The organism is Mesorhizobium sp. (genome assembly GCF_965229135.1).
In the GTDB taxonomy this organism is placed as follows: Bacteria; Pseudomonadota; Alphaproteobacteria; order Rhizobiales; family Rhizobiaceae; genus Mesorhizobium.
Window position 1 is genome coordinate 4,826,909 of sequence record NZ_OZ245860.1, and the last position, 22,868, is coordinate 4,849,776.

Below are 22,868 nucleotides of genomic sequence, written 5' to 3' on the forward strand. Positions count from 1 at the left end.
CGTTTACGTCAACGCGAAACCCCGGTCGAAAGATGGGCGTTATCGACGCAGCCCAGACAGGTTGGACATCGTCAATGCGCGGGGGCGGGCTTGGCCGCTTCGGGTGCAGGGGCGCCTTCTTGCCGGCGGCGCAGCCAGTTGTCGCGGATCTCGTCCTTGGACAGGAAGTTGACCTGGTCGATCAGCACTTCATGCACCAGATTGGCCCCGACGCGGGTGTTGACGGTGTCGCGGATGGCGGCGCGGAAAGCGTCTAGGTCGATCGTTGCCTTCTTGGTGAAGTCGATCTGCGGATTGGAATAGAGATAGCTGTAGACCTGGTCCGTGATCAGCGCGTCAGCCGGGATGGACAGCTTCTTTATCTCAGCCGGTTCGACGGTGTAGACGAGCTTGGTCAGGAAGTAGCCGTCGATCTTGGCATTGTGAATGAGGGGTACCGAGATGACGTCGGTCTTGACGTAGTCCAGCCCGCCCAGCATCGGCTTGGGCGTTTCACCCACGCCACGCGCGCCGGCAGCCTGGAACGAATAGAACACCGCGCCGAGCGTGGCGGCGCAGATCCAGATGGCGGCGGCTATGAATTTGATCATTTCCGGATCCTAGAGCGCGTTGGCTCCGTTTGTCGCGATCACGCCCTGGCCCAGCCGAACTCGATCGCCGAATAGGTGCCGTCGGCTTCCGAACGCTGTATGGCATGCTTCAGCAGGGTGGCGACCTCGTTGACCGCATTGAGGTGGGCGAGGATCGCCGCCTCGTTCCTGGCCAGCTTCTGGCGCAGCCGCGTCAGGCCCTCGCGGTGCTGCTCCAGGAACTCGGCCTCGCTGCCGCCCTTCATGGCGCGGGTCAGTTCGTAGAGATAGCGGCTCTTGCGGGCATTGGATGCCTTGAGATCGTAGCTGGTATCGTTGCGCAGCCCCGCCGTCTCTTCGTCGATCGCCTGCTCTATGCGGCCGATGATGGCGCCGAGGTTTCCCGGCCGCGCGAACGGAATGGGCGCTTCCGAAGCGGTCGTGCGTGCGGGCAGATTGGAGGCGAGTTCCGATTTTTCGGCCATGATAATCCTGGTCTAAATCTTGATGTCAGTTTTGATGGTCGTTTCGTCGCCGGTAATCGACTTCGCAGCCTTGCGCTGCAATTCGTGGACCAGCGAGGTGGACAGGCTGGTCTGCTGGTCGATCTCGGTCTTTTCCGGCCCGCCCGAAACCGGGCCGATCGGCACCTTGCGCTTGCCGTCGAGATAGTGGTCGGCCAAGAGCGATTTGGCGATGCCGATGCCGCCGCGATCGGCCATGACGTCGGCGACGCGTTCGGCGAGCTGCGATTTCCACATGTCGCCGGCAAGGCCCTTGCCGTAGACGCCTTCGCTGTCCTTGGGCAGCATGTTCTGGATGAAGGTCTGCAGCACCATGGCCTCGAAATGCTTGAATTTCTTCGCAGGGTCGGTGCCCGTGGCCGCCTTGTCCGCCGTGGCGCGCGACAGGATCGAACCCGCATCGACGGAGCTGGCGGTGTCGACCGAGAAGGTGCCGACGGCACCGCCGGCCCGCTTTGCCAACGCCGTGCGGGCAGCCTCGATGTCCGCCGGCTCGACGGCGCGGGCAACATCCATAACGATGTCGCTGGGTGGAGAGATCGCCAAGAAGGTTCGCCCTTTTGTCGTTTCCTTGGCCAGAACAATGCCTCAACAAGCTTGTGGCAGGCTTGCCAGCACGAAACCGTGATGAGAGCGTCATTTGGCCGGCTTCACGCACGCCGACGCAACCGATCCAGGCGCATCGCCGCTCAATCGGGCTCCGGGCGGCCGGCCGCGCCGCGCATCCGGGAGGGCATGACACATGTCTTGTCTTCAAACCGTTCCGGCTCGAAGCCGCCAACGAGGCCCTCGACATGGTCGGAGCCTTCGTCCGCGATAATCTCCACGCCGGATAGGCGCAGATCCCGCCGCTATTCGTCTCTCGGCTTTTGGGCGATCAGATCGAGCCGTTCGCGGTCGGAGCTTTCGCGTTCGTCGCGTCGGCGCACATCCTTGTAGGCGCGCTCGACCATGTTTGTGCGCGCGGTCGCCGCCGCGATCAGGCCCACTTCCTGCCGGGCGCTTTCCAGATTGGTCTCCTTGCGCACCACGGCATTGGCGATGCGCCGATGGTAGAGATCGGAGAACAGGCCGGAGAGGGCTCCGTCGGAATCGAAATGAGCGATCAGTTCGCGAGCCTCGGCCTCAGCCGTGGCAGCCGCCGCAAGGTAGGTGGCGTGGCGGGTCTCGTGCAGCGCCTTCAGTTGTTCCTGTACCTTGACCAGTTTCTTCAGTCGGTCCTTGCGCGTGCTCATATCCAGCTATCCATGGCCCGCTTACCGAGCCAACGAGAGGTCGACGAAACCGTTGGCGAACAGCGACAGCAAGGTGCCGACAGCGAAATAGAAGATGATCATGCCGCCGGCGATGACGAAGGGCAGCGAGATGAAATAGATGGGTATCTGCGGTGTCAGCTTGTTGACGAAGCCGATCGTCAGGTTGACGAGAATGGCATAGGCGACAAACGGGCTGCCGAGGCGGATGACGAGGAAGAAGGCGTCCGAAACGGTGTCGGTGACATCCACCAGCGCGGCTTGCGGGTTGAAGAAGATGTTGATCGGCGCGATTGTGTAGGAGGCGATCAGCGCCTTGATGATCTCGTGGTCGAAATCGAACACGAAGAGCAGCATCAGCGCCGAGAACGAAATGATGGCGGCAAGCGCCGCCTGCGGCTCCGGCTCCTCGATGGCGGGGCCGCCCGAGCCGCCATAGCCGATCAGCATGGCTATGGACGAGCCCATGAAGCGGAGCGCTTCCATGTAGAGCCTGGTCATGGCGCCAATCAGCCCGCCGACCAGCAGTTCGGAGATGATCATCGGCACGAGGATCTGGGGGCGGGGATCGACGAACGGAAAGATACGGTCCCAAAGGAACGTCAGCAGGCCGCCGGTGGCGGCGACCGCCACGAACAGCCTGACCTGGATGGGGACGCGGGCGCTGGACAGGCCGGGCATCAGCATGAAGCAGGCGCCGATGCGGCAGAAGGCGAGGAACGCCGCGATGACGACGCCTTGCGACAGTGTGGTCACGATATGGTCCCGAGCACCCTGATCTCGACGCCCTTGGCGATTTCGACATGGCTGAGCACCGGCAGTGTGGTGAACAGGCGCTCGATGATCATCCGCACATAGGGGCGGGCGTCGGGCGCGGTGACCAGCACGAAGCGTTCGCCGGCTTCCAGATGTTTCTTGATCGCCTTGGTTGCGTCCTGGCCGAATTCCTCGAGCTGGCGCGGGTCGATGTCGAATTCGCGCACCTCGCCCTTGGCGTCGCGCTTGAGGCTCTGGTGGAAGGCGAGATCCCAGCGGTTGCCGAGGCGCAGGACCTTGAGCACACCGCTCTCCGAGAGGTCGCCGCAGATCTGCTGCGCCATGCGGATGCGCACATGCTCGACGATCTGCTCGGTGCGGCGCACATGCGGCGCGATCTCGGCGATGGCCTCGATGATCAGGTGCAGGTTGCGGATCGAGACCCGCTCGGCCAGCAGCAATTTCAGCACCGCCTGCAGCCCGGGGTAGGAAATGTGCGTGGTGCAGATCTCGTCGGCGAGCTTGCGGTATTCCGGGTCCTGGCGCTCGAGCAGCGCCTTCATGTCCTTGTAGGACAGGAGCTGCGGCAGGTTGTTGCGGATGACCTCGGACAGATGTGTGAGCAGCACCGACATGTTGTCGGCGAAGGTGAAGTTCTCGCGCTTCAGATCCTCGGCGAAGGTTTCGAGCACCGAATAGGCGCGCATGCCGAAGGCCGGCTCGCGGATTTCCTCGCCTGGAATTTCCGGAATGTCGCGGGTGCCCAGGAGAACCATGATTTCGCCGACGCGCATCTGGTATTCGGCGACGACGGTGCCGTGGACCTTGATCTGGTAGCTCTTCGGCGGAATGGCGAAATCGTCGGTAACGCGCACTTCCGGCACGACGAAACCATATTGGGTGGCGAATTTCTTGCGCATCTTGCCCATGCGGAAGACCAGCTCCTGATGCGAGACCAGAAGGCGGGTGGACAACTGCTTGCCGATCAGAAGCTCGATCTCGGCGGTGGCGAGCGATGCCTTGACCGAGTTCTTCTCTTCCTCGACCTTGGTCGCCTTCTCCTGGTCCTTGACGGCGGCGGCGGCGGCGATCTCGCGATTGTGGCGCAGGGGAATGATGTAACCCAGGGCAGCCATGCCGGCGGCAAGCGCGAAGAACGGAAACAGCGGCAGCCCGGGCATCAGGCCGAGCAGGACGAGCAGCGACGCCGCGACATAAAGCGCCCGGGGATGGGCGCCGAGCTGGCCGAACACCGCCTGGTTGGTCGAGCCACGCGTGCCGCCTTTGGAGACGAGCAGGCCGGCGGCCAGCGAGACGATGAGCGCTGGGATCTGGGTCACGAGGCCGTCGCCCACCGACAGCTTGATGAAGACATCGGCTGCTTCGCCCATGCCCATGCCATGGCGGATGTAGCCGATGGCGATGCCGCCGACGATGTTGATGGCGGTGATGATGAGGCCGGCGATGGCGTCGCCGCGGACGAATTTGGAGGCGCCGTCCATGGAGCCGAAGAAGGAGGATTCTTCTTCCAGTTCGCGGCGGCGCAGCTGGGCGGTCTTTTCGTCGATCATGCCGGCGGAAAGGTCGGCGTCGATCGACATCTGCTTGCCGGGGATGGCGTCGAGGGTGAAGCGCGCGCCGACTTCGGCGATACGGGTGGCGCCCTTGGTGATGACGATGAAGTTCACCACGATCAGGATCATGAATACGATGAGGCCGATGACGAAATCACTGGCCATCACAAGCTTGGAGAAGCCGGCGATGACATAGCCAGCCGCATGCGTGCCCTCATTGCCGTGCGACAGGATCATGCGTGTCGTGGCGATGTTGAGCGACAGACGCAGCATGGTGGCGATGAGCAGGACGGTGGGGAACGAGGAGAAATCGAGCGGTCGCTGGATCCAAAGCGCCACCATCAGGATCAGCACCGAAAGGGCGATCGAGAAGGCCAGGCCGACATCGATGAGGAAGGCCGGGATCGGCAGGAACAGGACGGCCAGGATGATGATGATGCCGAGCGCGAAAAAGACGTCGCGACCGTTCTTGGCCGCTGCGCCGGGCTGAATGCTTTCGCTGATCGCCATGTCGTCCCCAAATCACCAGAGCCGCCGAGCGCGCGACAGCCTGACGACCCTAGCCAGCCAAGCTTGCGCGAGGGTGGGAGACCGGGGCACTGTCAGGAACGGCGCTCGCTGGAGGCGCCTGGTAGAAGGACATGTTCATGCTGGTGATCGTCGGTACGGTGCGCTTGCCGCCGGAGAAGCTCGGGGAGGCGAGGCCGGCGATGGCGTCGATGATCGCGGCCAGCCGCAATGAGCCCGGCTGCATCGAATATTCCTATGCGCAGGATGTGCTCGACGCCGGACTCATCCACGTCACGGAGGTGTGGCGCGACAGGGCGGATCTCGACGCGCATTTCCGCTCCGCCCACATCGCGCGCTGGCGCGAAAGCTGGGCGGCGCTTGGCATCGGCGAGCGCAAGCTCGTTGTCTACGAGGCCGCCGAAGCCAGGCCGGTCTGAACGCCGGCTTGCCTCAGATTGCCGGTCACCCCGTCGTGCCGGAGGTGGCCACCGCGACGAGCCAACGCCTGACGGTGCGCTCCTCTTCGGCGGACAGGTTGCGGGCAAGTTCCTTTTCGAGGGCATGAACGCGCTCGCGGCACGTTTTCAGCAGGGACATACCGCTCTCGCTGAGATCGAGATGCTGGATCCGGCCGTGGATGGCGTGCGGCTTGCGGACCAGGGAACCGGCGCGTTCGAGATTGGCGACGATGACGCTCACTGTTTGCGGCGTCAGCAGTGCAAGGCGGGCGACATCGGCATTGGACAGACCGGGATACGCCGCCAGCATGGTCAGCACCGCGAATTGCGGCGATGTCACGCCGAGATCGGCCAAAGCCCGCTCCACTCTCAGCCTGTAGGCGCCCGCCGCCTGGCGAAGCAGGTAGCCCATATAGCCATCTTCGCCACGCTTGCCTTCGCCAGGGGCAGGGATCGACGGCGGATTTGTCTTGCGCATGATATCAGTGCTCTTATATGTTGTTCGTGCACTGATATTATAACCAAACCGGATCGATGACGATGGGTTACAGAATCTTTCTTGCCGGCGCCTCGGGCGCCGTTGGGCAGCGGCTGATCCCGCAATTGCTGCAAGCCGGCCATCAGGTGACGGGAACCACGCGTCTCGCGGCCAAGGCCCGACAGCTGCATGGAGTTGGCGTCGAGCCGGTGGTCGTCGACGTCTTCGATGCCAACGCACTGTCGCGGGCAGTGGCGTCGGCGCGGCCCGACATCGTCATCCACCAGCTGACCGACCTCCCGGCGGGCCTCGATCCCACCCGGATGGGCGAGGCGATCGCGCGCAATGCCCGGATCCGCGACGAAGGAACGCGCAATCTGGTCAGGGCGGCGATCTCGGCTGGCGCCCGGCGCATGATCGCGCAAAGCATAGCCTGGGCTTATGCGCCCGGCCCTGAGCCGCACGCCGAAGCCGATGCGTTGGATGGTGAGGCCAAAGGCGATCGTGGCATCAGCATGGCCGGCGTGATCGCCCTTGAAAAATGGGTTCTCGCATCGCCGCCGCTCGGCGGTCTCGTTCTGCGCTACGGCCAGCTTTACGGCCCGGGAACGGGCAGGGAAGCGCCCGCGGGATCGGCGCCTCTGCACGTGGACGCCGCGGCCCACGCGGCCCTGCTGGCCATCGCAAGCGCGGCATCCGGCGCCATCAACGTCTCGGAGGCCAACACCTATGTCTCGACGCAAAAGGTTGTCGAAGAGCTCGGCTGGCGCGCCGACTATCGGCTACCCGCCTGAACGAGGCTGACAGGGGAAGACCGTCATCATGGCCAGGACTGGAAATCAAACGATAGCCGCCCCAGGCAAGAGGCTCGCACTGCTCGGCCTTGCATCGCTGGCAGGGGCCGCCTTCACCGTCGTGGTTGTTCAAATCCAGCAAAGCGTCGCGCCGACGATGCCCTTTGCCGGCGGCGCGCATGTGCACATGGCTACGGCAACAGGCAGCGGCGCCGAAGCGCGCCCTGCCACCACGGTCAAGCCGCTCTCTTGCGAGAGGCTTCCCAACGTGCCGGGAAAATCCGTCACCACCGCCCTCGTCGAGTTTCCGCCCAACGCCTATACGCCCAGGCACCGGCACCCTGGATCCGTTACCGCCTTCGTCCTGAAGGGAACGCTGCGGTCGCAACTGGAAGGAGGCGTCGTCGGCACCTACGCCGCGGGACAGACCTGGTTCGAACCACCCGGCACCGTCCATCTGTTCGCCGAGAACGCAAGTGCGACGGAGCCGGCCGAGTTGCTCGCGACCTTCATCGCCGACGACGATTGTGGCCCGCTCACGATCCACGACTAGCAGACGCCGCATCGTATCTGCAGCAAGGCCAAATCCCGCGCCAAAATGGCGCTCCATTGGTGGCGGGCATTTCGGTTGCCATGCAATGGTGTCGGGCGTATCAGGCACGACAGGGCCTTTTTACCGGCTTTTGGATGGGCGAGCCACCCGGTGCTTTCCAGAAACGAACCACAAGTCTATGCCCGCCGGCTTCGCGCGGTGCTTACCAGATCGCTTCCTTTGCTGGAAGCGCGCGGCATCGCCGTGGTCATTCTCGCCGGGGTCGTCGGGGTGATGGCTGGCATACTGGTCACAGCGATGAGCCAGATGGTGCAGGATCTGCACGGGCTGCTCTACGGCGTCCAGCCGGGAGGGCGGCTTTCGGCGATGTTTTCGCTGGCCAACCCCGTGCAGGCGGCAATACCCGCGATTGGCGGCATCATCCTGGGCCTGTCGTTCATCTGGCTCAGAAAACGCAAGTTCCGCACCCCCGTCGACCCGATCGAGGCCAACGCGCTCTATGGCGGGCGCATGTCTTTGACCGACACCTTCATCATCGCCGTGCAGACGATGATCTCAAGCGGCTTCGGCGCTTCGGTCGGGCTGGAAGCCGGCTACACACAGGTCGGCTCCGGCCTTGCGTCGCGGCTGGCGCGCATCTTCAAGCTGCGCCGCAACGACGTCCGCACGCTGGTCGGCTGCGGTGCGGCCGGCGCGATCGCCGCCGCGTTCGACGCGCCGCTGACCGGCGCCTTCTACGGATTCGAACTGGTGATCGGCATCTACTCGGTCGCCAACGTCGCGCCGGTGATGACCGCCGCGATCTGCGCCTCACTGATCGCCGAGGCCCTTGGCGGGGTGCCGTTTCCGCTGGAGCTGTCCGGCCTGCCGGCGCTGACCGTCAGCCAGTACCTGCCGTTCCTGCTGCTTGGGCTGCTGGGCGGGGCAGCCTCCATCGCCATCATGCATCTCGTGACGATGATCGAACGCGCCTTCGTGCGCCTGTCGATCGACGCATCGCTGCGCCCCTTCATCGGCGGCATATTCGTCGGCCTGCTTGGGCTGGTCACGCCGCAGGTCCTGTCCAGCGGCCATGGCGCATTGCACCGCGAATTCTCGATGAACTATCCGCTCGCCGTGGTGGCCAGCGTCTTCGTTCTGAAACTGGCGGCATCGGCGATATCGCTGGGTTCCGGTTTTCGCGGCGGCCTGTTCTTCGCCTCGCTTTTCCTCGGCGCTCTGCTCGGCAAGGCGTTTGCAGCGGTGATGGCGCTGGTCTCTCCGGCAACCGGCATCGATCCGGCGGTTGCCGCCGTCGTCGGCATGACCTCGCTGGCGGTCGGTGTCGTCGGCGGCCCGCTGACCATGACGTTCCTGGCGCTGGAATCGACCCGCGACCTGACCCTCACCGGCGTGGTGCTGGCGGCCTCCATCATGTCGGCGATCCTGGTGCGTGAGACCTTCGGCTATTCGTTCTCGACCTGGCGTTTCCACCTGCGCGGCGAGACGATCCGCAGCGCGCACGATGTCGGCTGGATGCGCAGTCTGACTGTCGGCTCGATGATGCGCGAGGATATCAAGACCATCGATGCCTCGACGACGCTGGCGGCCTTCCGCAAGGAGGTGCCGCTCGGTTCGGCGCAGCGCGTCATCGCGGTCGATCCGGGGGATCACTATGTCGGCATGCTGATCGTCGCCGAGATGCACAGTGACCCGTCGGCGGACGACACGCCGGTGCGGTCGCTGGCCCAGTTCCCGGACGCCGTGCTGGTGCCAAGCATGAACGTCCAGTCCGCCGCCGAGACCTTTCAGCGCGCTGGCGCCGAGGAACTCGCCGTCGTCGAGGACTTCTCCGAGCGCATCGTGCTCGGGCTCCTGACCGAAGGTTATCTGATGCGGCGCTACGCCGAGGAACTCGAAAAGGCGCGCCGGGACCTGGCTGGCGAAGGATAAGAAGCTTCTGGTCAGCGCCGATGTCCGGGCGCTCGTTCACCGGTCGCCGGCGTCGGGTTCAATGCTCGATCGGTCCCTTCGCCATCACCAGCGCCGTGCCCGCAGTCGTCGGGCGCTCGATCATGCGGCGCACATGTGGCGGCTCGCTGCCGCTGTGCAGCGCGCGTATGCGCTCGCCGATGACGGCGTCGGCATGCGTGGCGCGGCCGTTGTGGCGGATATATTCCAGCCATGTCGGCGTGTGGTAGTGCTCAATCCATATGGAGGGGTTTTCGAGGTCGCGGGCCAGCGTCCAGTTGCGGGCACCGTCGCGGCGACGGATGCGGCCGCGCTCGGCCATCGTGGCGAGGAATTCAGGCACATCCTCCTCGCGGATCACATATTCGATCATGATGGCGATCGGGCCACTGCGCGGCTTGAGATCGAGCGCCAGATGCGGCTCCTTGAACCGGTTGAGCGGGTCGAGGTTGAGTACCGGCTGCTGCGGCAACGGCAAGACGAGGCCGATCGCACCGCCCGCCAGCATCGCGACGCTCGCCGCGATCAGCGCGGTTTCGGCGCCGTGCACATCGGCGACGACGCCCCAGACCCAGCTGCCCAGCGCGATGCCGCCAAAGGTCGCTGTCTGGTAGACCGAGAGCACCCGGCCAACCACCCAGCGCGGCGTCGACATCTGCACGGTGACGTTGAAGTGTGAAAGCGCGATCACCCAGCAGGCGCCGCCCACGAGAAGCCCGAGCGAGGTTTGCCAGGCGTGGGTGCTGACAGCGGCATTGAAGGCGCAGAGCGCGAAGCCGCCGAATGCCGAGCGCACCATGGTCTCGCTGGACAGAAGCTGGCGCAGCCGCACGCTGATCAGCGCACCGCCGACCGCGCCGATGCCGAAGGCGCCGAGCATGATGCCGTAGGTCAGGGCGTCACCCTTGACCACGTCGCGCGCGACCAGCGGCAGCAGCGCCAGCACCGCGCCGGCGCTGAAGCCGAAGGCGGCGCCCCTGACCAGGACCTTGCCGATATTGGGTGACATGGCGACGTAGCGCAGGCCGGCGCCCATGGCCGCGCCCAGCGACTCGCGCGGCAAGGTTGATACCGGCAGTTCCGGCTTCCAGCGCGCCAGCACGACGATCAGGCCGACATAGCTCAACGCATTGGCGGCAAAGGCGGCCGCCGCGCCCGCGGCGGCGACGATGATGCCGCCGATCGCCGGGCCGACGCTGCGCGTCAGGTTGAAGCCCAGCGAGTTGAGCGCAACCGCCGCCGGCACCTTGTTGCGCGGCACCATGTCACCGACCGAGGCTTGCCAGGACGGGCTGTTGAGCGCCGTGCCGCTGTCGATCAGGAAGGTGAAGGCCAGCAGCGTCCACGGCGTTATCCACCCGTACCAGGTGAACAGGGTCAGGAGCAGCGACACGACCAGCATGAAGGTCTGGGCAACCAGCATGACCTTGCGCCGATTGAAGCTGTCGGCGATGGCGCCGGCGACGAGCGCGAAAAGCATGATCGGCAGGGTCGTCGATGCCTGGACCAGGGCGACCTGGTAGGGCGAGGTGGCGATGGTGGTCATCATCCAGGCGGCGCCCACACCCTGGATCAGCCCACCGAAATTCGAAACGAGGCTGGCGGCCCATACAGAGCGGAATATGCCATGCCGGAATGGCGCAAGCGCCGAGGCGCTCTCGCTTTCCGGCTTTTCATCGATCATGGACAGTTCCCCGCTTTCGCGTGCCGTGCCGTGGCGGCGACTCGTTTCCCCACGCCACGTGTTGAAATTAGGGCATCGGGTAAAAAAGGGCGAACGCCTCATGGAAAAAGGTCATGGTCCAACGTGGCTTGAGGCAAAGGGCGTTGGGCCGCATCTCCGCTTGCCGCATGAAACGCCTTGTGAGCTGGCTTTGCGGCGACCGAGGAGCGCCCCGGGTTTGCGGCAGGCGCTAGAAGCCGTGCTGGATGCGCTCGAAGATGACGTTGGTGAAGGCCGATATCTGGCCGCCGATGAACGGACCTGTCAGCGCCACCACAAGCATGATGGCGACGATCTTGGGCACGAATGTCAGCGTGATTTCCTGGATCTGGGTCAGCGCCTGGATCAGGGCGATGCCGATGCCGACCGCCATGGCGACCAGCACGACAGGGGCGGAAGCGGTCAGCACCGTCCACACCGCGTACTGGACGATATCGAGGGCGTCGGCCTCGTTCATATGCGAAGCTGGCCTAGCTTGCCGGCTTGATCGACACGCCCGCGCCGACGGGGACGGTGGTGCCATTCTGCAGCACTGCGATCAGTCCGTTGCTGCCAAGCGTCACCGAAGCCACCGTGCCGGTGGTCTTGCCGTCGGCCGAGGTGATGTTGCGGCCTATGAGAGCGTCGGCCTGCGAGAGTGCCGACGACTGCATGATCTGGTCGAGCTTGGTGTTGGTCTGCACCGACTGCTCCACCTGCGAGAAGGTCGCGAGCTGGGCGACATACTGGGTCGAGTCCATCGGCTTCGTCGGATCCTGGTTCTTCATCTCGGCGATCAGGAGCTTCAGGAAGGACTGGTAGTCGACGGCGGTCTTCGATGTCTGCGTGGTCGCCTGGTTGGCGCCAACCGGTATCGTCGTTGTCATGTCCACGGCCATCAGTATCGTGCTCCCACTGCCAGGGGGCGCGGGGCGCCCGGCACATCGTCATTGCCGCCAAGTGCGCGGCGTTCAAGCGGATAGAGTGAACGGATCGCCTTCAGCGCTTCGTATATGTGGTCCTCGGCGACCATTCGATCGATCTGTTTCAGTTCGCTGCAGATGCGTTCGTCCTCGAAGCTCGCCAGAAGCAGCGGCAGCGAGTGGCGGAACATGTTGCGTGCCTCGACCGCGTCGGGAGGGCTCATCAGCATGACCTGCAGGATGAAGTAGAGCTGCTTGAGCGGCGTCGAGGCCTCGTCCGCCTGGATCACATGGTTCTCCAGCAGGAACTGAACGTCGTTCATCAGCTCGACGGTAACCTTGCGGTCGACGCGGATGACCGCGCCGTTGATGTAGATCTTCTCGTTCGGCTTAAGCGATATCTTCAGCGTGTTGCTCATTGAATGCCGTCCCTGATGATCTGGGATACCTCGATCAGGCCTTCGAAATTGTTGGTGCGGCCCTGCCGGATATCCTCAGTTTCGCGCAACAGCCAGAGGCCGATGGAGATGAGGTTGGCGCGTAGCTCCTTGGGCAGGGCGTTTTCGTTCGATCCGAGATCCTCCAGGAAGATGGACCAGACGCGATTGGTGAAATGCAGTGCCTCGACCGCTTCCTGCGAACCGTGACCGACGGCTGCCGCTGCCGACAGCATGTCGATCGAGCGCGTCAGCAGCTGCCGCTCCCGATCCCTGGCGTCCCCGACGGAGTCGGCCTGGATGTCGTCATAGGAGAATTGATACATCGGTGAGCTCTACCGGTCCGCTAGCAGTTGTCAGGTCAGGTAGTTCAGCAGGCTGAGCTGCTGGAGACGTGCCGTCAGCGCGAATGAGTTTTCGATATGCTGCGTCAGATTCGCGACCTTGGTGGCTGCGGTCGCAGGATCCACGCCCTCAAGATCGACGATGTGCCGCTCGAACAGGTCAACCTGCGTCTTCATCCGGTCGCTGGCGTCGGACACGCGCTTCTGGACGATGCCAGTCTCCGACTGCGTCTGGGCGATGCCGCTCAGCGCTTCGCCAACCAGCGTCTGCGAACGGGTGACGAGCGTGTCTTTCGCTGCCTGGCTGATGTTGCTGGACATCAGGCTGGAGATCATGGCTGCCGCCATGGCCAGCTTCTTGATGCCGTCACTGTTGGCGCTGGTCGAGGTGGCGGTGGTTTCGTTGAGCGCGATGCGGCTGACGATCTGCTGGTCGGTGGCATTCGACATGTTGGTCTGCCAGCCGGAACCGAGGAACTGCGGCGTGACGCTGTTGGTGATGAAGTCGTCCATCTGGGCGGCGGTGATGTTGGCCGCGGCCGGATCGCTTGGCGTGAAGCCGAACTTGGCGACGAAGGAAGCGTCGAAGGCGGCCTTGGCGGGTGAGCCGGCAGCCGTGAAATCGTTGATCGGCTTGACGTCGGTGTTGGTGCCGGCGAACAGATACTCGCCGTTGACGCTCGTGTTGAGGATCGAGGCGAGCTGCTGGATGGTCGTCTGGCCGGCCGATTGGGTCAGGCTCTGCGAGGAGTCGCCCGATGTCGCCGACGTCAGGCTGGACAGGAAGGTCTGCGCCACGCTGGAGAGCTGGCCGAGCGAGGTCTGCGTCGACGAAAGCCGTGCGGCGACCAGTCCGTTGGAATCGATGATGACGTTGAGCCGGTCGAGATCGCGCTGGAACGTGACGGACTGAGCAGTGCGTCCGCCCAGCGCCAGGCCGACATCGGCGACCTTGCCGGTCGAGGATTCCTTGGTCGCTTTGACAAGTTCGGCCTGCATGCGCATCTGCTGATAGCGCATGGCGTTCGAAAGGGCCGCCGAGGAAACTGAAGTCATGGCTTATCCTACCGCGTTCATCAGGGCCGTCATCATGTCGTCGACGGTTTTCATCATCCGGGCCGATGCCTGGTAGCTGTGCTCCAGATCGAGCATCAGCGACATTTCCTGGTCGATATTGACACCGGTGGCGTTGGACAGCGCATCGGCGCTGCGTGCGGCCAGCGCCTCTTTGGCATCCGCGGCGGTCGAGGCCTGCTGGCGTACGCTCTGGAGCCAGCCGATCGAATTGGCGGCGTAGTCGGAAACGCTGGAATTCGCCGAAACCCCGGCAGCACTGTCGAAGGTCATCGGCTGGTCGAGCCGGTCGCCATAGGCAACCAGAAGGCTGGAATAGGAAGCGCCGCCAGTGGTGTTGGCGACGTAGGCTGCGCCGTTGGCGCCGCCGTCGCGCAGCAGCGCCGGATTGCCGCCGGTGCTGGGATCCATCGCGGCATTGATGCTGATCGTGCCCGCAAGCCCGTTGACCAGCGTTCCCGCGGCCGGCACGGCCGGCGCGCCGGACCATGTGAACAGGCCGGCGGCATTGGGCATCGAAGGCGCGGTCTCGGCGAAGGCGGTGATCAGGCCGCGCGCGGTCTCGTCGAGCTGGCTCTGCATGGTCGAGGCGACGCCGTCGCGCAATTGCAGCAGGCCGGCAAGCTTGCCGCTGGCGCTGGTGTTGCCACCGGTTCCCGCCGAGATCGGCACGTTGTCGATGGATATGGCGTTGCCGGCGACACCGGGAGTAGAGGCGGCAGACGGCGTGAAGCTGACCGTGCGCGGTATGGTTTCGAACAGCGTCGTGCCGTCGCCCGTGGTGATGACCATGTCATTGTCGCCACGCGTGAAGGTCGAGACCGGTACATAATCCGCGATCTTCTTCAGCAGCGCGTCGCGCTGGTCGAGCGCGTCGGAAACATCGGTGCCCGAACGGGTTCCCGAAATGACCGCCGTGTTGGCATCCTGGAACTGGTTGAGCAACGAATTGAGGTCTTTGACCGCCGTGTCGATCTGGCCGTCGGTCTGGGTGCGGAAATCCTGAATGGCCTTGGAGCCCTGGTTCAGGGAGCGCACCACCTGCTTGGCCGCGTCGATCACGCTGGAGCCAAGGTTCTGGTTGGACGGGGAGGTGGCATAGAGCTGCAGCGCCTGCTGAAGATTGCCGATCGCGGTCGAGGGCGAGGACGCGTTGTCGACGCCATTGACCGAGACGTCCAGCTGATCCATGCCGGAATAGAGCGCGTTCTGCGCGCTATACGCCGACAGGGCGGCCAGGTTCTGACGGAACAGCAAGTCGTTGGTCTGGCGCTGGACGTCGACCGAACGGGCGCCGGGCGCCGTGCTGACCACGACGCCGATGCGGCGCGAATAGTTCGGATTGTCGGCGTCGGAAACGTTGCGCGAGACAACGCTCGTCTGCTTCGCGGTGTTCATAAGCGCCGATTGGGCGATGCTCAATGCGGTGGATAGCGACATGCTGGTCTTTCACGGGCGGCGCCCGGTTTTATCTCTTCAGGTTGACAAGGACGTCCATCAGGTCGGAACCGGTCTGGAACACTTTTGAATTGGCGGTGTAGCTGCGCTGCGCCGCGATCATGTTGGTGAGCTCCTCGGCGATATCGACGTTGGAGTTCTCGAGGGCGCCGGAGATGATGGAGCCGAGCTTGCCTTCATTGGCAAAGCCGACGCGGACCGCGCCGGATTCGGTGCCCTGCGCGTAGACGTTGCCGGGCAATGCCTTGAGCTGGTCCGGGCTCTGCACGTCGGCCAGCGGGATCTTGTACAGCGCCTTCGTGGAGCCGTCCTTGTACTGGGCGTAGATGGTGCCGTCCTTGCTGATCTGCACCTTGTCGATGGTGCTGGGCGCGTTGCCGTTGACCTGGGCATCGGTGACAGTGAAGCCCGCGCCGAGCTGGGTCAGCTTCGACAGGTCGAGATTGAGGCTGGCGCCGTTCGGCACGGGGAAAGTGACGCCGGTGGTCGCGCCGGTGAGCTTGCCGGTGGTGGTGTCGAAGGTAAGGTTGGCCGAGCCCAGCGCGCCGCCAGTGTAGGGGAATCCGGTTCCGGGCGTGGCCTTGGACTGGTCAAACACCGCCACTTCCCAGGTGCCGGGGCCGGTGTTGGTGAAGTAGACGTCGACGAGCACCTTGTTGCCGACATTGTCGTAGGCGACCATCGAGGATTTGGAGGTGTACTGCGAGGTCGCGCTGTTGTCGGAGGGCCGGCTGCCGGCCGCGACAGGCGTCGCGCCCGCCGGCAGATTGCCGGTGTAGCTGCCCTGGGTGCTTGGCGTCGCGGTCATGCCCTGGTCGGATATGACGACCGGAACCAGTCCGTCGAAGCCGTTCACGGTCGCCGCCGGCACGCCATTGGCGTAGCTGTAGGCCATCAGCTGGAAGCCGGCCGCGTTGACCAGCCTGCCCTGCGCGTCGGGAACGAAGGCGCCGGCGCGGGTCAGGAAAGGCGTGCCGCTCGGGTCCTGGACGACAAAGAAGCCGTCGCCGCTGACGGCGAGGTCGGAGACCGAGGTCGTATACTGGAGTACGCCGGGATCGCTGACCGCCTGCCGGATCGTCGTGGTGACGCCGCCGGAATTGTAGGCGCCGCCCGTTGACGGCATGACCAGCGTGGAGAACTCGGCGGACGACCGCTTGTATCCCGTGGTGTCGGAGTTGGCGATGTTGTCAGCAACGGCGGACAGGCGGTTTGCCTGGGCGTTCATACCGGAAACGCCGGTCCGCATCATTCCGTAGAGGCTCATCGACAGGTCTCCTCAATGCATTGGCCACTGGCCACGAGGCTACGCTTTGTGTCTTGCGCGAAGCTGGCGCAAAGGCGGTTCCAAGGCATCAGAAGACGAGCCGGTAGCCGAGGAAGCGCTTGGAATCGATGGGATCGGTGCCGAGCTTCTCGCGCAGTTTCTTGCGCAGCTTGCTGATGTGGCTCTCGACCACGTTCTCCTCGACCTCTTCGTCGAAGATGCCGTAGATGGCATTGAACACCTGGGTCTTGGTCACGCGGCGTCCGCGGTTGCTCGCCAGGTATTCGAGGATACGGCGCTCGCGGCGCGGCAAGGGCAGCGGCTGGCCGTCGATCTCGGGATCGCGGCCGTCCATGAAGATGCGCATGGCGCCGATCTCGGTATAGGCCACATCTTCGTGGGCGCGGCGTCGGATGGCGGTGATGCGCGCCAGTATCTCGCGGATATGGACCGGCTTGCGGATGACGTCGTCGACGCCGCTCTCGAACAGCCGCAGTGTGTTTTCCAGCGAATGCTGCTCGCTCAAGGCGATGACCGGGGCACCGGTGCGGTCGCGGATCTGACGCGGCGAGATGGCGCCTTCCCGGCAGTCGCCGATGAGGAAGGCCCGAACCGACTTCAAGTCGGTATCGGCAGCGGAGTTGACCCACTCGCCGAATTCGCCTGGCGCGAAGCCCGCGCAGGCAACCCCCTCGCGATCAAAAAGTGAATTATACCCCTCGGTTACGAGCTCTCGCTCGTCAACAATAACTATCATCGGCCCCGCCTCCGAATCAGATCATCTGCTCCGTGCGAAAAGGGGTAGCCGCTGGCGGGAATCCTGAACAACCGTCATTTCTTGTAGCTAGTTTCTTGGGAGTCGGGAATCGCCTCGGTTGCATTAGCGTGTGCTCGGACGTCTCGGCCAGGGATCGCACGATGCATGCACGATCACCGGTTGGGGTTCGAAGCGGGGCGCATATTCGCGAGGGCGAAAGCAGCTATGGGTTGCAAAAAACGCGGGCGTTCGAAGTCCATTTTCCAAAGCCGGTGGCGACCATGTTGGCGATGACGCGGCAGACGTAGACCTTCTGCGCGGGGTCATTGTCGGGGCCGGCATGATAGCGGGCAACCGCCATCGACCAGGTTTCGTGGCGGGCATGGAGGCTGGCCAGGAAGCGGGCCGCGTAGTCGACGTTCTGACGCGGATCGAGCATGTCCTCGACGCTGCGGAAATGCGATGCGTGGTAGTGGTGGTTGATCTGCATGCAGCCGAGATCGATCAGCGTCTTGCCGTCACGCCGCGCTGCCTCGAAGGTTGCGAGAGCCTCAGCCCGGCTCCTTGGGAAGACAGCTTTTCCCTCTATATTCATGGCGTTAGGCTGGAGGCTGCCTTTCCTGCCGGTTTCGGCGAGCCCGACGGCATAGAGGATGCCCGCCGGTACGCCGTAGCGATCGGCGGCACGCAGGATCTCTGGCTCGCAAGGGTTGGCGGCGGCGTCTGCGGCGCTCGCGGCGAAGCTAGATAAACATATCGTCGCCAGCGCGATCGCGAGCAGGCGAAGCGGGACGGCCGAGCTCTTGGGGATCATTGTTTCGGTTCCTTCCCGACTGCTGGCCGGCGGCGCCATCATTGTTGCCACCCGAATTGCCGGACTGAAAGGACGACTGGTCGCGGCCCGCCATTGCCTGCGGATTGGCGCTGGCGTCGGTGCGTGCCGCGGCAGGCACTGCTATCGATGGTTGCAGGATCGTGACCTTGTCAACCTCGAAACCCAGACCGCGCAGCGACTTGACAATGGCCTCGCTGTCGGAGGTCAGCCGGCGGTAGGCTTCGTGGGTCTCGGGCTTCAATTCAATTGAAAGTTGTTCTCCGGCGAGGCGCAGGCTGGCTGTGACCATGCCGAGCTCCGCAGGGTGAAGTTCGATCTTCAATATGTGTGTCGGAGCGGCCACGGAAGTGGTCATTTGGGATGCTGCGGGAGCGGTTGAGAAAGCCTGCTGAAGGCCGCTGTCGGCCTTGATCGCGTCGATTACGGTGGCCGCGGCCTGGCTCATCGCATTTTGCGCGGGCACGGGGAAACTCCGCTCGGAAACGACCTCGACACGGTTAGCCGAAGAGGCCGGCTTTCCTGCCTCCGCGCGCATGGAGGACAAGGCGTCGTCGAGGTTCCTGACCGGCAGCGAGGTCGGCTTCGATTGCGCCACGGCCTCGTCCGCCGCGCTCTCCAACGGCGAACCGAATGTCAGGCTGTCGTCGTGCTTCACAGGGCCGGTGGGCAGCTTGATGGCACTGGCTTGCCGAGGTTCCTGTTCGGCGGCCGCGGGGCCTTGCCCGGATAGCGCCTCCTGCCCGAGAGCCGTCCCCGCATCGGTCGTCGACCGGTATCGCCTGGATAGCGGGAGTTGGCCATCGAGCGCTGCCGGGGCGCCGTCGCCTGTCGCTGTTTTGTCGGATTTGGCCGAGGCTGAGAACTGACGCAGGTCGTGAAGCGCCATCAGCAGCGGCAGATGGTCCTGCAGCGATGACGTGTCGCTCGGGGCGTCACCACCGGGTGCGGCATCGTCCGCTTCCTTGCCGGCCGCGCTCTCCGCGCTGTCCTTGGCGGCCTTCAGCAAGAGCAATTTCGCCGATGCGATCTTGCGCGGGTCGGCAGGCGCCGGTTCGTCCGTGTTTCCGGTTTCAGGATGACGCGTGGGAAAGGGCTTGCCCCAGCGCGGGTCGCGGGGCGCGGCCTCGCTCCCGTTCTGGTTCTCCTGACGGGCCTGTTTCGCGGTGCCCTGCAACATGCTGCCGAAGCCCGTGTCCGCGCCATTTCCACCAGCAGCGGGCTGCTCGGATGCGGCACGCGCGGAAGCAAATCCCGGCAAGGCAGGGCCAACGCTGGTGGTCATTTCGGGGCGGCTCCAAGCATCTGGTCGATCAAATCGAGCTTCCGACGCGTCTTGATCATGGCGGCGTCGGTCGGGTCGGTGGGGTTCGGGCCGGCCGCGGGCGCTGAAGCAGGTGAGGCCGCCATCGTGTCGTTGGCGGCAGTGGCCACGGCCGCTGCATCCGGCGTTCTGGTGGGCTCGGCTGATGCCGACGCAGCCGGCTGTTCCGGCATCGCGCCTTCGACCGGCGGCAGACCGGTCGGGTCGGCTGCCTGCTGATCGGCGGTCTGAGGCTTGGGCGCCTGGGCGCCTGGGATTTCGGCAGCGCGCGGCTGTTCGACAGCGTCGAGGACCGGCTCGTCGACGGGAGGGGAGGCGGGCGGCGCAACCACTTCGCCGGCGATGGCGCGCGCCGCGTCCAGCAGGGCACGGTCGCCATTCGACAATTTGCTGCGGTCGATCTTGTCGAGCTTGGCATGGACGTCTTCAAGCGTGCCCGATGTCACGGTGGACAGGCTGGCGTAGAGCAGGGCGCGCGGATCATCCTTGTTGTCTATGCCGTCGCGACCCTGCTCGGCCCGTGCCGCGGCAAAGGTCGACAGATCGTTCAGGCCGTCGATCGCGGCACGCCGGGCGATGCGCAGATAGATGACCTTTTCACGCTCCGGATCCATCATCGAGGTGATGTCGGCGAGCTTGTCCTGGCTGATCGCCATATGCAGCGCGACGACACCGGAGACGAAGGAATCGGCGAACTGGCTGGCGTAGGGAGAATAGAGGTAGCGCTCGACATACTGCGTCGAGGCAAGCGCGAAGCGTGCCGCATCGCCCTGCGTGACGGCAATGCCCACCGAGCGGCGCAAAGCCGCCTCCTCGACCAGCGTGCCGGGGCTGAGCAGCCTGGCTTCGTCGAGCAGAGCAAGTGCCGCGGCCGGCTCGTCCCCGCTCATCAGGGAGCCCTTGACCAAAGCGAGGAAGGCGCCGAGGTCGCCGGGCAGCGTCATCGGGTCTATCGGCCGCAATGTGTCGATCGCTTCGGCGGGACGTCCATTCAGATAGCTGACGACACCCTTGGCAATGGACCGTTCCTGTGGATCCACGTTTGCACGCGAAACGGCCGTCTCCACGGTGAGCGGGTTGCCGCCGCTCATGCCGTAGACCAAGAGGGCGCGGAAATTCTTCGGATCCTTGAAATCATCCGGACCCGTTTCGCGCAGGCGCGCGTCCACCATCTCCAGCAGCTTTGCCTGCATCGGCATGGCGGCATGGTCGCCGGCCGCGATGCGGTCCTGAACGAGCTGCAGCGACCGTACCAGTTGATAGGGTTGCAGGGCGTCCTGGGCGAAGCCGGTCGACGGGTGCCCGGCGACAAGCAACAGCAGGCCAACCATCCGATGGAGGACGGTGCGGGTCATCCGCCGGTCGCCATGAGGATCTCGATGCGCCGATTGGCGGCGGCCATCGGATTGGCCGCGTCCTTCGGCTGCCGATCGGCAAAGCCAGCGACCTCGGTCACACGGCGTTCGTCTACGCCGCCGCGAACAAGCATGTAATAGGCCGAATGCGCGCGTGCCGTCGACAGCCGCCAATTGTCGTAGGTGTCGCTGCGGAACGGGCGCGCGTCGGTATGGCCGTTGATGCTAATGGTGCCCTTCTGGCTGTTGACGATACGGCCGATCTTTTCCATCGCCAGCACCAGTTCACGCCTGGGCACGGCCGAGCCGATCTCGAACATGCCGAAATCGAGCCGGTCGGTGATCGAGATGACGACGCCCTTGTCGGTAGCCTCGACCGAGACATCGTCATGCAGCTTGTCGCCCGGCTTGAAGGCGTCGTTGAGCTGTTGGCGCACCTCCGCCGCTGCTTTCATCGACGCGGCGGTAGGGACCTTGTCCTTGGTGACCCTGTCGGCGGCGACCTTATCGGGGGCAGCGGTATCGGGGCCATCGAGCTTGGCCGATGTGTCGACAGCGTCCACGGCCTTGGCTTGGCCTGCCTTGGTAATCGCCGTTTTTGGCGCCGTGGCGTCCGGTTCGGTCTTGGCCAGGGGCTCGAGCGGCGCGGCGGGCAGCGGCGGCACGGCCTTGACCTTGGGCACCTGGGTGTCGGCGGCCTTGTCGCCCGGCTTGACCGGGTCGCCGTCGATCTTCACACGCTCCGCGCTTGCCTCGGCGCCGGGCGTTGCCACCTGCTGCGACCAAAAGTCCGGTTCGAAGGGATCGCGGTAGGACGTCCCGCCTGACGCGCCATTGGCCGGGCCGGCATTCTGCGCGCCGCCATCGCCCTTCTGGCTGACGTTCTGCATGACGCCGGTGTCGGAGGCGATCTCCGACAGGACGGCATAGGGGTCGGCAAACAGATGCTCGTCGGTGCGTTCGGTTTTTTGCGGCGCCTCCTTGTCCTGCTTCATGTTGGACGAACCCGCGCCGCCGACATTTTCCTGGCCGGCCTTGCTGGTCGCCTCCTGCGGAGCGTCGGCCGTCAGCCCGACCGAGCGCGGACCGTCGCCCAGGTCCTGAAGGCCCCTGCGGCTCGAATTGCGGTCGACCAGCTTGACTGGGTTGAAATAGCTGGCGACAGCCGACTTGGTCTGCTCGTTGGCGGCGTTGATCAGCCACATCACCAGGAAGAAGCACATCATCGCGGTCATGAAATCGGCGAAGGCGATCTTCCAGACACCGCCATGATGCCCTTCGTCGTGGTCGTCGTGACCACGCTTGACGATGATGATCTCGTGACGGTGTTCCCCAGCGGCGGCTATGCTCATGACAATGCCTCGGAGAGGGTTGCCGACCATTCGGCCATGCGCGTCTCGAACACGGCCTCGTTGATGGTGACGGTGAGATCGAAGCCGGGTGCTTCGACAAAGTCGAGGTTGGCGGCACGCTGACCGAGTGCCGTCCGCAGCGTCTCGAACAGCGAAGGCGGACCGCGAACGCCGATGCGCACCGCCTCGGAATCATCCACGGCCTCGCGGACCGAGCGAGCCAGGGCTTCAAGCGAGCGCTTCTGAATGTCTTCGCTGACAATGCCGCCGACGACGCGGGCGACCGTGGCGCCGACCAGTTCGGTCACGCGCGCTTCCATCATGTCGATGCGCAGAGCGACCGCCTTGCCGACATCGTCGCCGAGGCTTTCGAGGAATGCCTTTGCTTCGTCGGCATTGGCCTGGCGCTCGGCCTCGAGCGCTTCCCTGTGAGCCGCCGTCAGGCGTTCTTCAAGCTCTGCTTCGGCCTGGGTAACCGCCTCGGCGATCAGTGCGCCGATGTCGGCCTGTGGCGCCGGAGCAGCGGGCTTGTGGTCGGGCTCGTCCGCCGACCTGGGCTGGACGCCGTGCTGGGCACGCGCGCCGAAGTCCGGGAGAAGGTCGAAAAGAGCGGCTGAGGGCATG

General features: G+C 64.6%; 25 protein-coding genes. 4 read left to right on the forward strand and 21 right to left on the reverse strand.

What is annotated here, in order from left to right:
- Positions 1 to 71 precede the first annotated feature (71 nt).
- The 6 genes from ACO07C_RS23055 to flhA all read right to left on the reverse strand — a co-directional run bounded on the left by ACO07C_RS23055 (position 72) and on the right by flhA (position 5,186).
- Positions 72 to 590 carry a hypothetical protein gene (locus ACO07C_RS23055; RefSeq protein ID WP_421916465.1) on the reverse strand — a complete coding sequence of 173 codons (519 nt, stop codon included), beginning with the start codon at positions 588 to 590 and terminating at the stop codon, positions 72 to 74.
- 38 nt (positions 591 to 628) lie between these two features.
- The gene (locus ACO07C_RS23060) at positions 629 to 1,054 is read right to left on the reverse strand and encodes a hypothetical protein (protein WP_421916466.1); all 426 of its coding nucleotides are present in this window, start codon (positions 1,052 to 1,054) and stop codon (positions 629 to 631) included.
- A 12-nt stretch (positions 1,055 to 1,066) separates the two neighbouring features.
- Entirely contained in the window at positions 1,067 to 1,609 is a 543-nt protein-coding gene (locus tag ACO07C_RS23065; RefSeq protein WP_421917587.1) for a rod-binding protein, read from the reverse strand.
- Between the two features lie 335 nt (positions 1,610 to 1,944).
- Positions 1,945 to 2,328 (reverse strand): hypothetical protein, encoded by a 384-nt coding sequence (locus tag ACO07C_RS23070; RefSeq protein WP_421916467.1) that lies wholly within the window; start codon positions 2,326 to 2,328, stop codon positions 1,945 to 1,947.
- A 21-nt stretch (positions 2,329 to 2,349) separates the two neighbouring features.
- Entirely contained in the window at positions 2,350 to 3,102 is a 753-nt protein-coding gene (gene fliR, locus ACO07C_RS23075) for a flagellar biosynthetic protein FliR (RefSeq protein WP_421916468.1), read from the reverse strand.
- Positions 3,099 to 5,186 carry a flagellar biosynthesis protein FlhA gene (gene flhA, locus ACO07C_RS23080; protein WP_421916469.1) on the reverse strand — a complete coding sequence of 696 codons (2,088 nt, stop codon included), beginning with the start codon at positions 5,184 to 5,186 and terminating at the stop codon, positions 3,099 to 3,101. The genes fliR and flhA overlap by 4 nt, the downstream gene beginning before the upstream one ends.
- 137 nt (positions 5,187 to 5,323) lie before the next feature.
- Here flhA and ACO07C_RS23085 point away from each other — a divergent pair, with 137 nt between their 5' ends.
- Positions 5,324 to 5,623, forward strand: coding sequence for a putative quinol monooxygenase (locus ACO07C_RS23085; protein ID WP_421916471.1), 300 nt, complete (start codon positions 5,324 to 5,326; stop codon positions 5,621 to 5,623).
- Positions 5,624 to 5,648: 25 nt separating this feature from the next.
- On the opposite strand, the gene ACO07C_RS23090 is transcribed toward ACO07C_RS23085, so the two are convergent.
- Complete coding sequence (locus ACO07C_RS23090; protein ID WP_421916472.1) at positions 5,649 to 6,122, reverse strand: MarR family winged helix-turn-helix transcriptional regulator; 474 nt, start codon at positions 6,120 to 6,122, stop codon at positions 5,649 to 5,651.
- A 62-nt stretch (positions 6,123 to 6,184) separates the two neighbouring features.
- Between ACO07C_RS23090 and ACO07C_RS23095 the strand changes: the two genes are divergently transcribed.
- From ACO07C_RS23095 to ACO07C_RS23105, 3 genes are all read left to right on the forward strand, one after another.
- Complete coding sequence (locus ACO07C_RS23095) at positions 6,185 to 6,916, forward strand: NAD-dependent epimerase/dehydratase family protein (RefSeq protein ID WP_421916473.1); 732 nt, start codon at positions 6,185 to 6,187, stop codon at positions 6,914 to 6,916.
- Between the two features lie 28 nt (positions 6,917 to 6,944).
- Positions 6,945 to 7,469, forward strand: coding sequence for a cupin domain-containing protein (locus ACO07C_RS23100; protein ID WP_421916475.1), 525 nt, complete (start codon positions 6,945 to 6,947; stop codon positions 7,467 to 7,469).
- A gap of 150 nt (positions 7,470 to 7,619) precedes the next feature.
- The gene (locus tag ACO07C_RS23105; RefSeq protein ID WP_421916476.1) at positions 7,620 to 9,401 is read left to right on the forward strand and encodes a chloride channel protein; all 1,782 of its coding nucleotides are present in this window, start codon (positions 7,620 to 7,622) and stop codon (positions 9,399 to 9,401) included.
- 58 nt (positions 9,402 to 9,459) lie between these two features.
- On the opposite strand, the gene ACO07C_RS23110 is transcribed toward ACO07C_RS23105, so the two are convergent.
- From ACO07C_RS23110 to ACO07C_RS23175, 14 genes are all read right to left on the reverse strand, one after another.
- Positions 9,460 to 11,103: an MFS transporter gene (locus ACO07C_RS23110; protein WP_421916478.1), complete on the reverse strand. Its 1,644-nt coding sequence runs from the start codon at positions 11,101 to 11,103 to the stop codon at positions 9,460 to 9,462.
- Between the two features lie 229 nt (positions 11,104 to 11,332).
- The gene (gene fliQ, locus ACO07C_RS23115) at positions 11,333 to 11,599 is read right to left on the reverse strand and encodes a flagellar biosynthesis protein FliQ (RefSeq protein WP_227345459.1); all 267 of its coding nucleotides are present in this window, start codon (positions 11,597 to 11,599) and stop codon (positions 11,333 to 11,335) included.
- Between the two features lie 13 nt (positions 11,600 to 11,612).
- On the reverse strand, positions 11,613 to 12,020 hold the full coding sequence (gene flgD, locus ACO07C_RS23120) for a flagellar hook assembly protein FlgD (protein ID WP_421916479.1): 408 nt from the start codon (positions 12,018 to 12,020) through the stop codon (positions 11,613 to 11,615).
- A complete protein-coding gene (gene flbT, locus ACO07C_RS23125) occupies positions 12,020 to 12,463 on the reverse strand; it encodes a flagellar biosynthesis repressor FlbT (protein ID WP_421916480.1) in 444 nt (147 codons plus the stop codon). Before flbT ends, flgD begins: the two co-directional genes overlap by 1 nt.
- Positions 12,460 to 12,807, reverse strand: a complete 348-nt coding sequence (gene flaF, locus ACO07C_RS23130) for a flagellar biosynthesis regulator FlaF (protein WP_421916481.1) — start codon at positions 12,805 to 12,807, stop codon at positions 12,460 to 12,462. The genes flbT and flaF overlap by 4 nt, the downstream gene beginning before the upstream one ends.
- A gap of 30 nt (positions 12,808 to 12,837) precedes the next feature.
- Complete coding sequence (locus ACO07C_RS23135) at positions 12,838 to 13,881, reverse strand: flagellar hook-associated family protein (RefSeq protein WP_421916482.1); 1,044 nt, start codon at positions 13,879 to 13,881, stop codon at positions 12,838 to 12,840.
- A 3-nt stretch (positions 13,882 to 13,884) separates the two neighbouring features.
- Entirely contained in the window at positions 13,885 to 15,339 is a 1,455-nt protein-coding gene (gene flgK / locus ACO07C_RS23140) for a flagellar hook-associated protein FlgK (RefSeq protein WP_421916483.1), read from the reverse strand.
- Positions 15,340 to 15,367: 28 nt separating this feature from the next.
- Positions 15,368 to 16,624 carry a flagellar hook protein FlgE gene (locus ACO07C_RS23145; protein WP_421916484.1) on the reverse strand — a complete coding sequence of 419 codons (1,257 nt, stop codon included), beginning with the start codon at positions 16,622 to 16,624 and terminating at the stop codon, positions 15,368 to 15,370.
- Positions 16,625 to 16,712: 88 nt separating this feature from the next.
- Positions 16,713 to 17,381, reverse strand: a complete 669-nt coding sequence (locus ACO07C_RS23150) for a response regulator transcription factor (RefSeq protein ID WP_421916486.1) — start codon at positions 17,379 to 17,381, stop codon at positions 16,713 to 16,715.
- Positions 17,382 to 17,604: 223 nt separating this feature from the next.
- The gene (locus ACO07C_RS23155; protein WP_421916487.1) at positions 17,605 to 18,195 is read right to left on the reverse strand and encodes a transglycosylase SLT domain-containing protein; all 591 of its coding nucleotides are present in this window, start codon (positions 18,193 to 18,195) and stop codon (positions 17,605 to 17,607) included.
- Entirely contained in the window at positions 18,125 to 19,498 is a 1,374-nt protein-coding gene (locus ACO07C_RS23160; protein ID WP_421916488.1) for a flagellar hook-length control protein FliK, read from the reverse strand. Before ACO07C_RS23160 ends, ACO07C_RS23155 begins: the two co-directional genes overlap by 71 nt.
- The gene (locus tag ACO07C_RS23165) at positions 19,495 to 20,892 is read right to left on the reverse strand and encodes a chemotaxis protein MotC (RefSeq protein ID WP_421916489.1); all 1,398 of its coding nucleotides are present in this window, start codon (positions 20,890 to 20,892) and stop codon (positions 19,495 to 19,497) included. Before ACO07C_RS23165 ends, ACO07C_RS23160 begins: the two co-directional genes overlap by 4 nt.
- The gene (locus tag ACO07C_RS23170) at positions 20,889 to 22,244 is read right to left on the reverse strand and encodes a MotB family protein (RefSeq protein ID WP_421916490.1); all 1,356 of its coding nucleotides are present in this window, start codon (positions 22,242 to 22,244) and stop codon (positions 20,889 to 20,891) included. Before ACO07C_RS23170 ends, ACO07C_RS23165 begins: the two co-directional genes overlap by 4 nt.
- Positions 22,241 to 22,867, reverse strand: coding sequence for a hypothetical protein (locus ACO07C_RS23175; RefSeq protein ID WP_421916491.1), 627 nt, complete (start codon positions 22,865 to 22,867; stop codon positions 22,241 to 22,243). Before ACO07C_RS23175 ends, ACO07C_RS23170 begins: the two co-directional genes overlap by 4 nt.
- Between the last annotated feature and the right edge of the window lies 1 nt (position 22,868).

What these genes read in the sequence shown, in the direction of transcription:
- ACO07C_RS23055 (WP_421916465.1), bottom strand. Translation starts at nt 590, where the DNA reads ATGATCAAATTCATAGCCGCCGCCATCTGGATCTGCGCCGCCACGCTC.
- ACO07C_RS23060 (WP_421916466.1), bottom strand. Translation starts at nt 1,054, where the DNA reads ATGGCCGAAAAATCGGAACTCGCCTCCAATCTGCCCGCACGCACGACC.
- ACO07C_RS23065 (WP_421917587.1), bottom strand. Translation starts at nt 1,609, where the DNA reads ATGGATGTTGCCCGCGCCGTCGAGCCGGCGGACATCGAGGCTGCCCGC.
- ACO07C_RS23070 (WP_421916467.1), bottom strand. Translation starts at nt 2,328, where the DNA reads ATGAGCACGCGCAAGGACCGACTGAAGAAACTGGTCAAGGTACAGGAA.
- flhA (WP_421916469.1), bottom strand. Translation starts at nt 5,186, where the DNA reads ATGGCGATCAGCGAAAGCATTCAGCCCGGCGCAGCGGCCAAGAACGGT.
- ACO07C_RS23085 (WP_421916471.1), top strand. Translation starts at nt 5,324, where the DNA reads ATGCTGGTGATCGTCGGTACGGTGCGCTTGCCGCCGGAGAAGCTCGGG.
- ACO07C_RS23090 (WP_421916472.1), bottom strand. Translation starts at nt 6,122, where the DNA reads ATGCGCAAGACAAATCCGCCGTCGATCCCTGCCCCTGGCGAAGGCAAG.
- ACO07C_RS23095 (WP_421916473.1), top strand. Translation starts at nt 6,185, where the DNA reads ATGGGTTACAGAATCTTTCTTGCCGGCGCCTCGGGCGCCGTTGGGCAG.
- ACO07C_RS23100 (WP_421916475.1), top strand. Translation starts at nt 6,945, where the DNA reads ATGGCCAGGACTGGAAATCAAACGATAGCCGCCCCAGGCAAGAGGCTC.
- ACO07C_RS23110 (WP_421916478.1), bottom strand. Translation starts at nt 11,103, where the DNA reads ATGATCGATGAAAAGCCGGAAAGCGAGAGCGCCTCGGCGCTTGCGCCA.
- fliQ (WP_227345459.1), bottom strand. Translation starts at nt 11,599, where the DNA reads ATGAACGAGGCCGACGCCCTCGATATCGTCCAGTACGCGGTGTGGACG.
- flgD (WP_421916479.1), bottom strand. Translation starts at nt 12,020, where the DNA reads ATGGCCGTGGACATGACAACGACGATACCGGTTGGCGCCAACCAGGCG.
- flbT (WP_421916480.1), bottom strand. Translation starts at nt 12,463, where the DNA reads ATGAGCAACACGCTGAAGATATCGCTTAAGCCGAACGAGAAGATCTAC.
- flaF (WP_421916481.1), bottom strand. Translation starts at nt 12,807, where the DNA reads ATGTATCAATTCTCCTATGACGACATCCAGGCCGACTCCGTCGGGGAC.
- ACO07C_RS23135 (WP_421916482.1), bottom strand. Translation starts at nt 13,881, where the DNA reads ATGACTTCAGTTTCCTCGGCGGCCCTTTCGAACGCCATGCGCTATCAG.
- flgK (WP_421916483.1), bottom strand. Translation starts at nt 15,339, where the DNA reads ATGTCGCTATCCACCGCATTGAGCATCGCCCAATCGGCGCTTATGAAC.
- ACO07C_RS23145 (WP_421916484.1), bottom strand. Translation starts at nt 16,624, where the DNA reads ATGAGCCTCTACGGAATGATGCGGACCGGCGTTTCCGGTATGAACGCC.
- ACO07C_RS23150 (WP_421916486.1), bottom strand. Translation starts at nt 17,381, where the DNA reads ATGATAGTTATTGTTGACGAGCGAGAGCTCGTAACCGAGGGGTATAAT.
- ACO07C_RS23155 (WP_421916487.1), bottom strand. Translation starts at nt 18,195, where the DNA reads ATGATCCCCAAGAGCTCGGCCGTCCCGCTTCGCCTGCTCGCGATCGCG.
- ACO07C_RS23160 (WP_421916488.1), bottom strand. Translation starts at nt 19,498, where the DNA reads ATGACCACCAGCGTTGGCCCTGCCTTGCCGGGATTTGCTTCCGCGCGT.
- ACO07C_RS23165 (WP_421916489.1), bottom strand. Translation starts at nt 20,892, where the DNA reads ATGACCCGCACCGTCCTCCATCGGATGGTTGGCCTGCTGTTGCTTGTC.
- ACO07C_RS23170 (WP_421916490.1), bottom strand. Translation starts at nt 22,244, where the DNA reads ATGAGCATAGCCGCCGCTGGGGAACACCGTCACGAGATCATCATCGTC.
- ACO07C_RS23175 (WP_421916491.1), bottom strand. Translation starts at nt 22,867, where the DNA reads ATGCCCTCAGCCGCTCTTTTCGACCTTCTCCCGGACTTCGGCGCGCGT.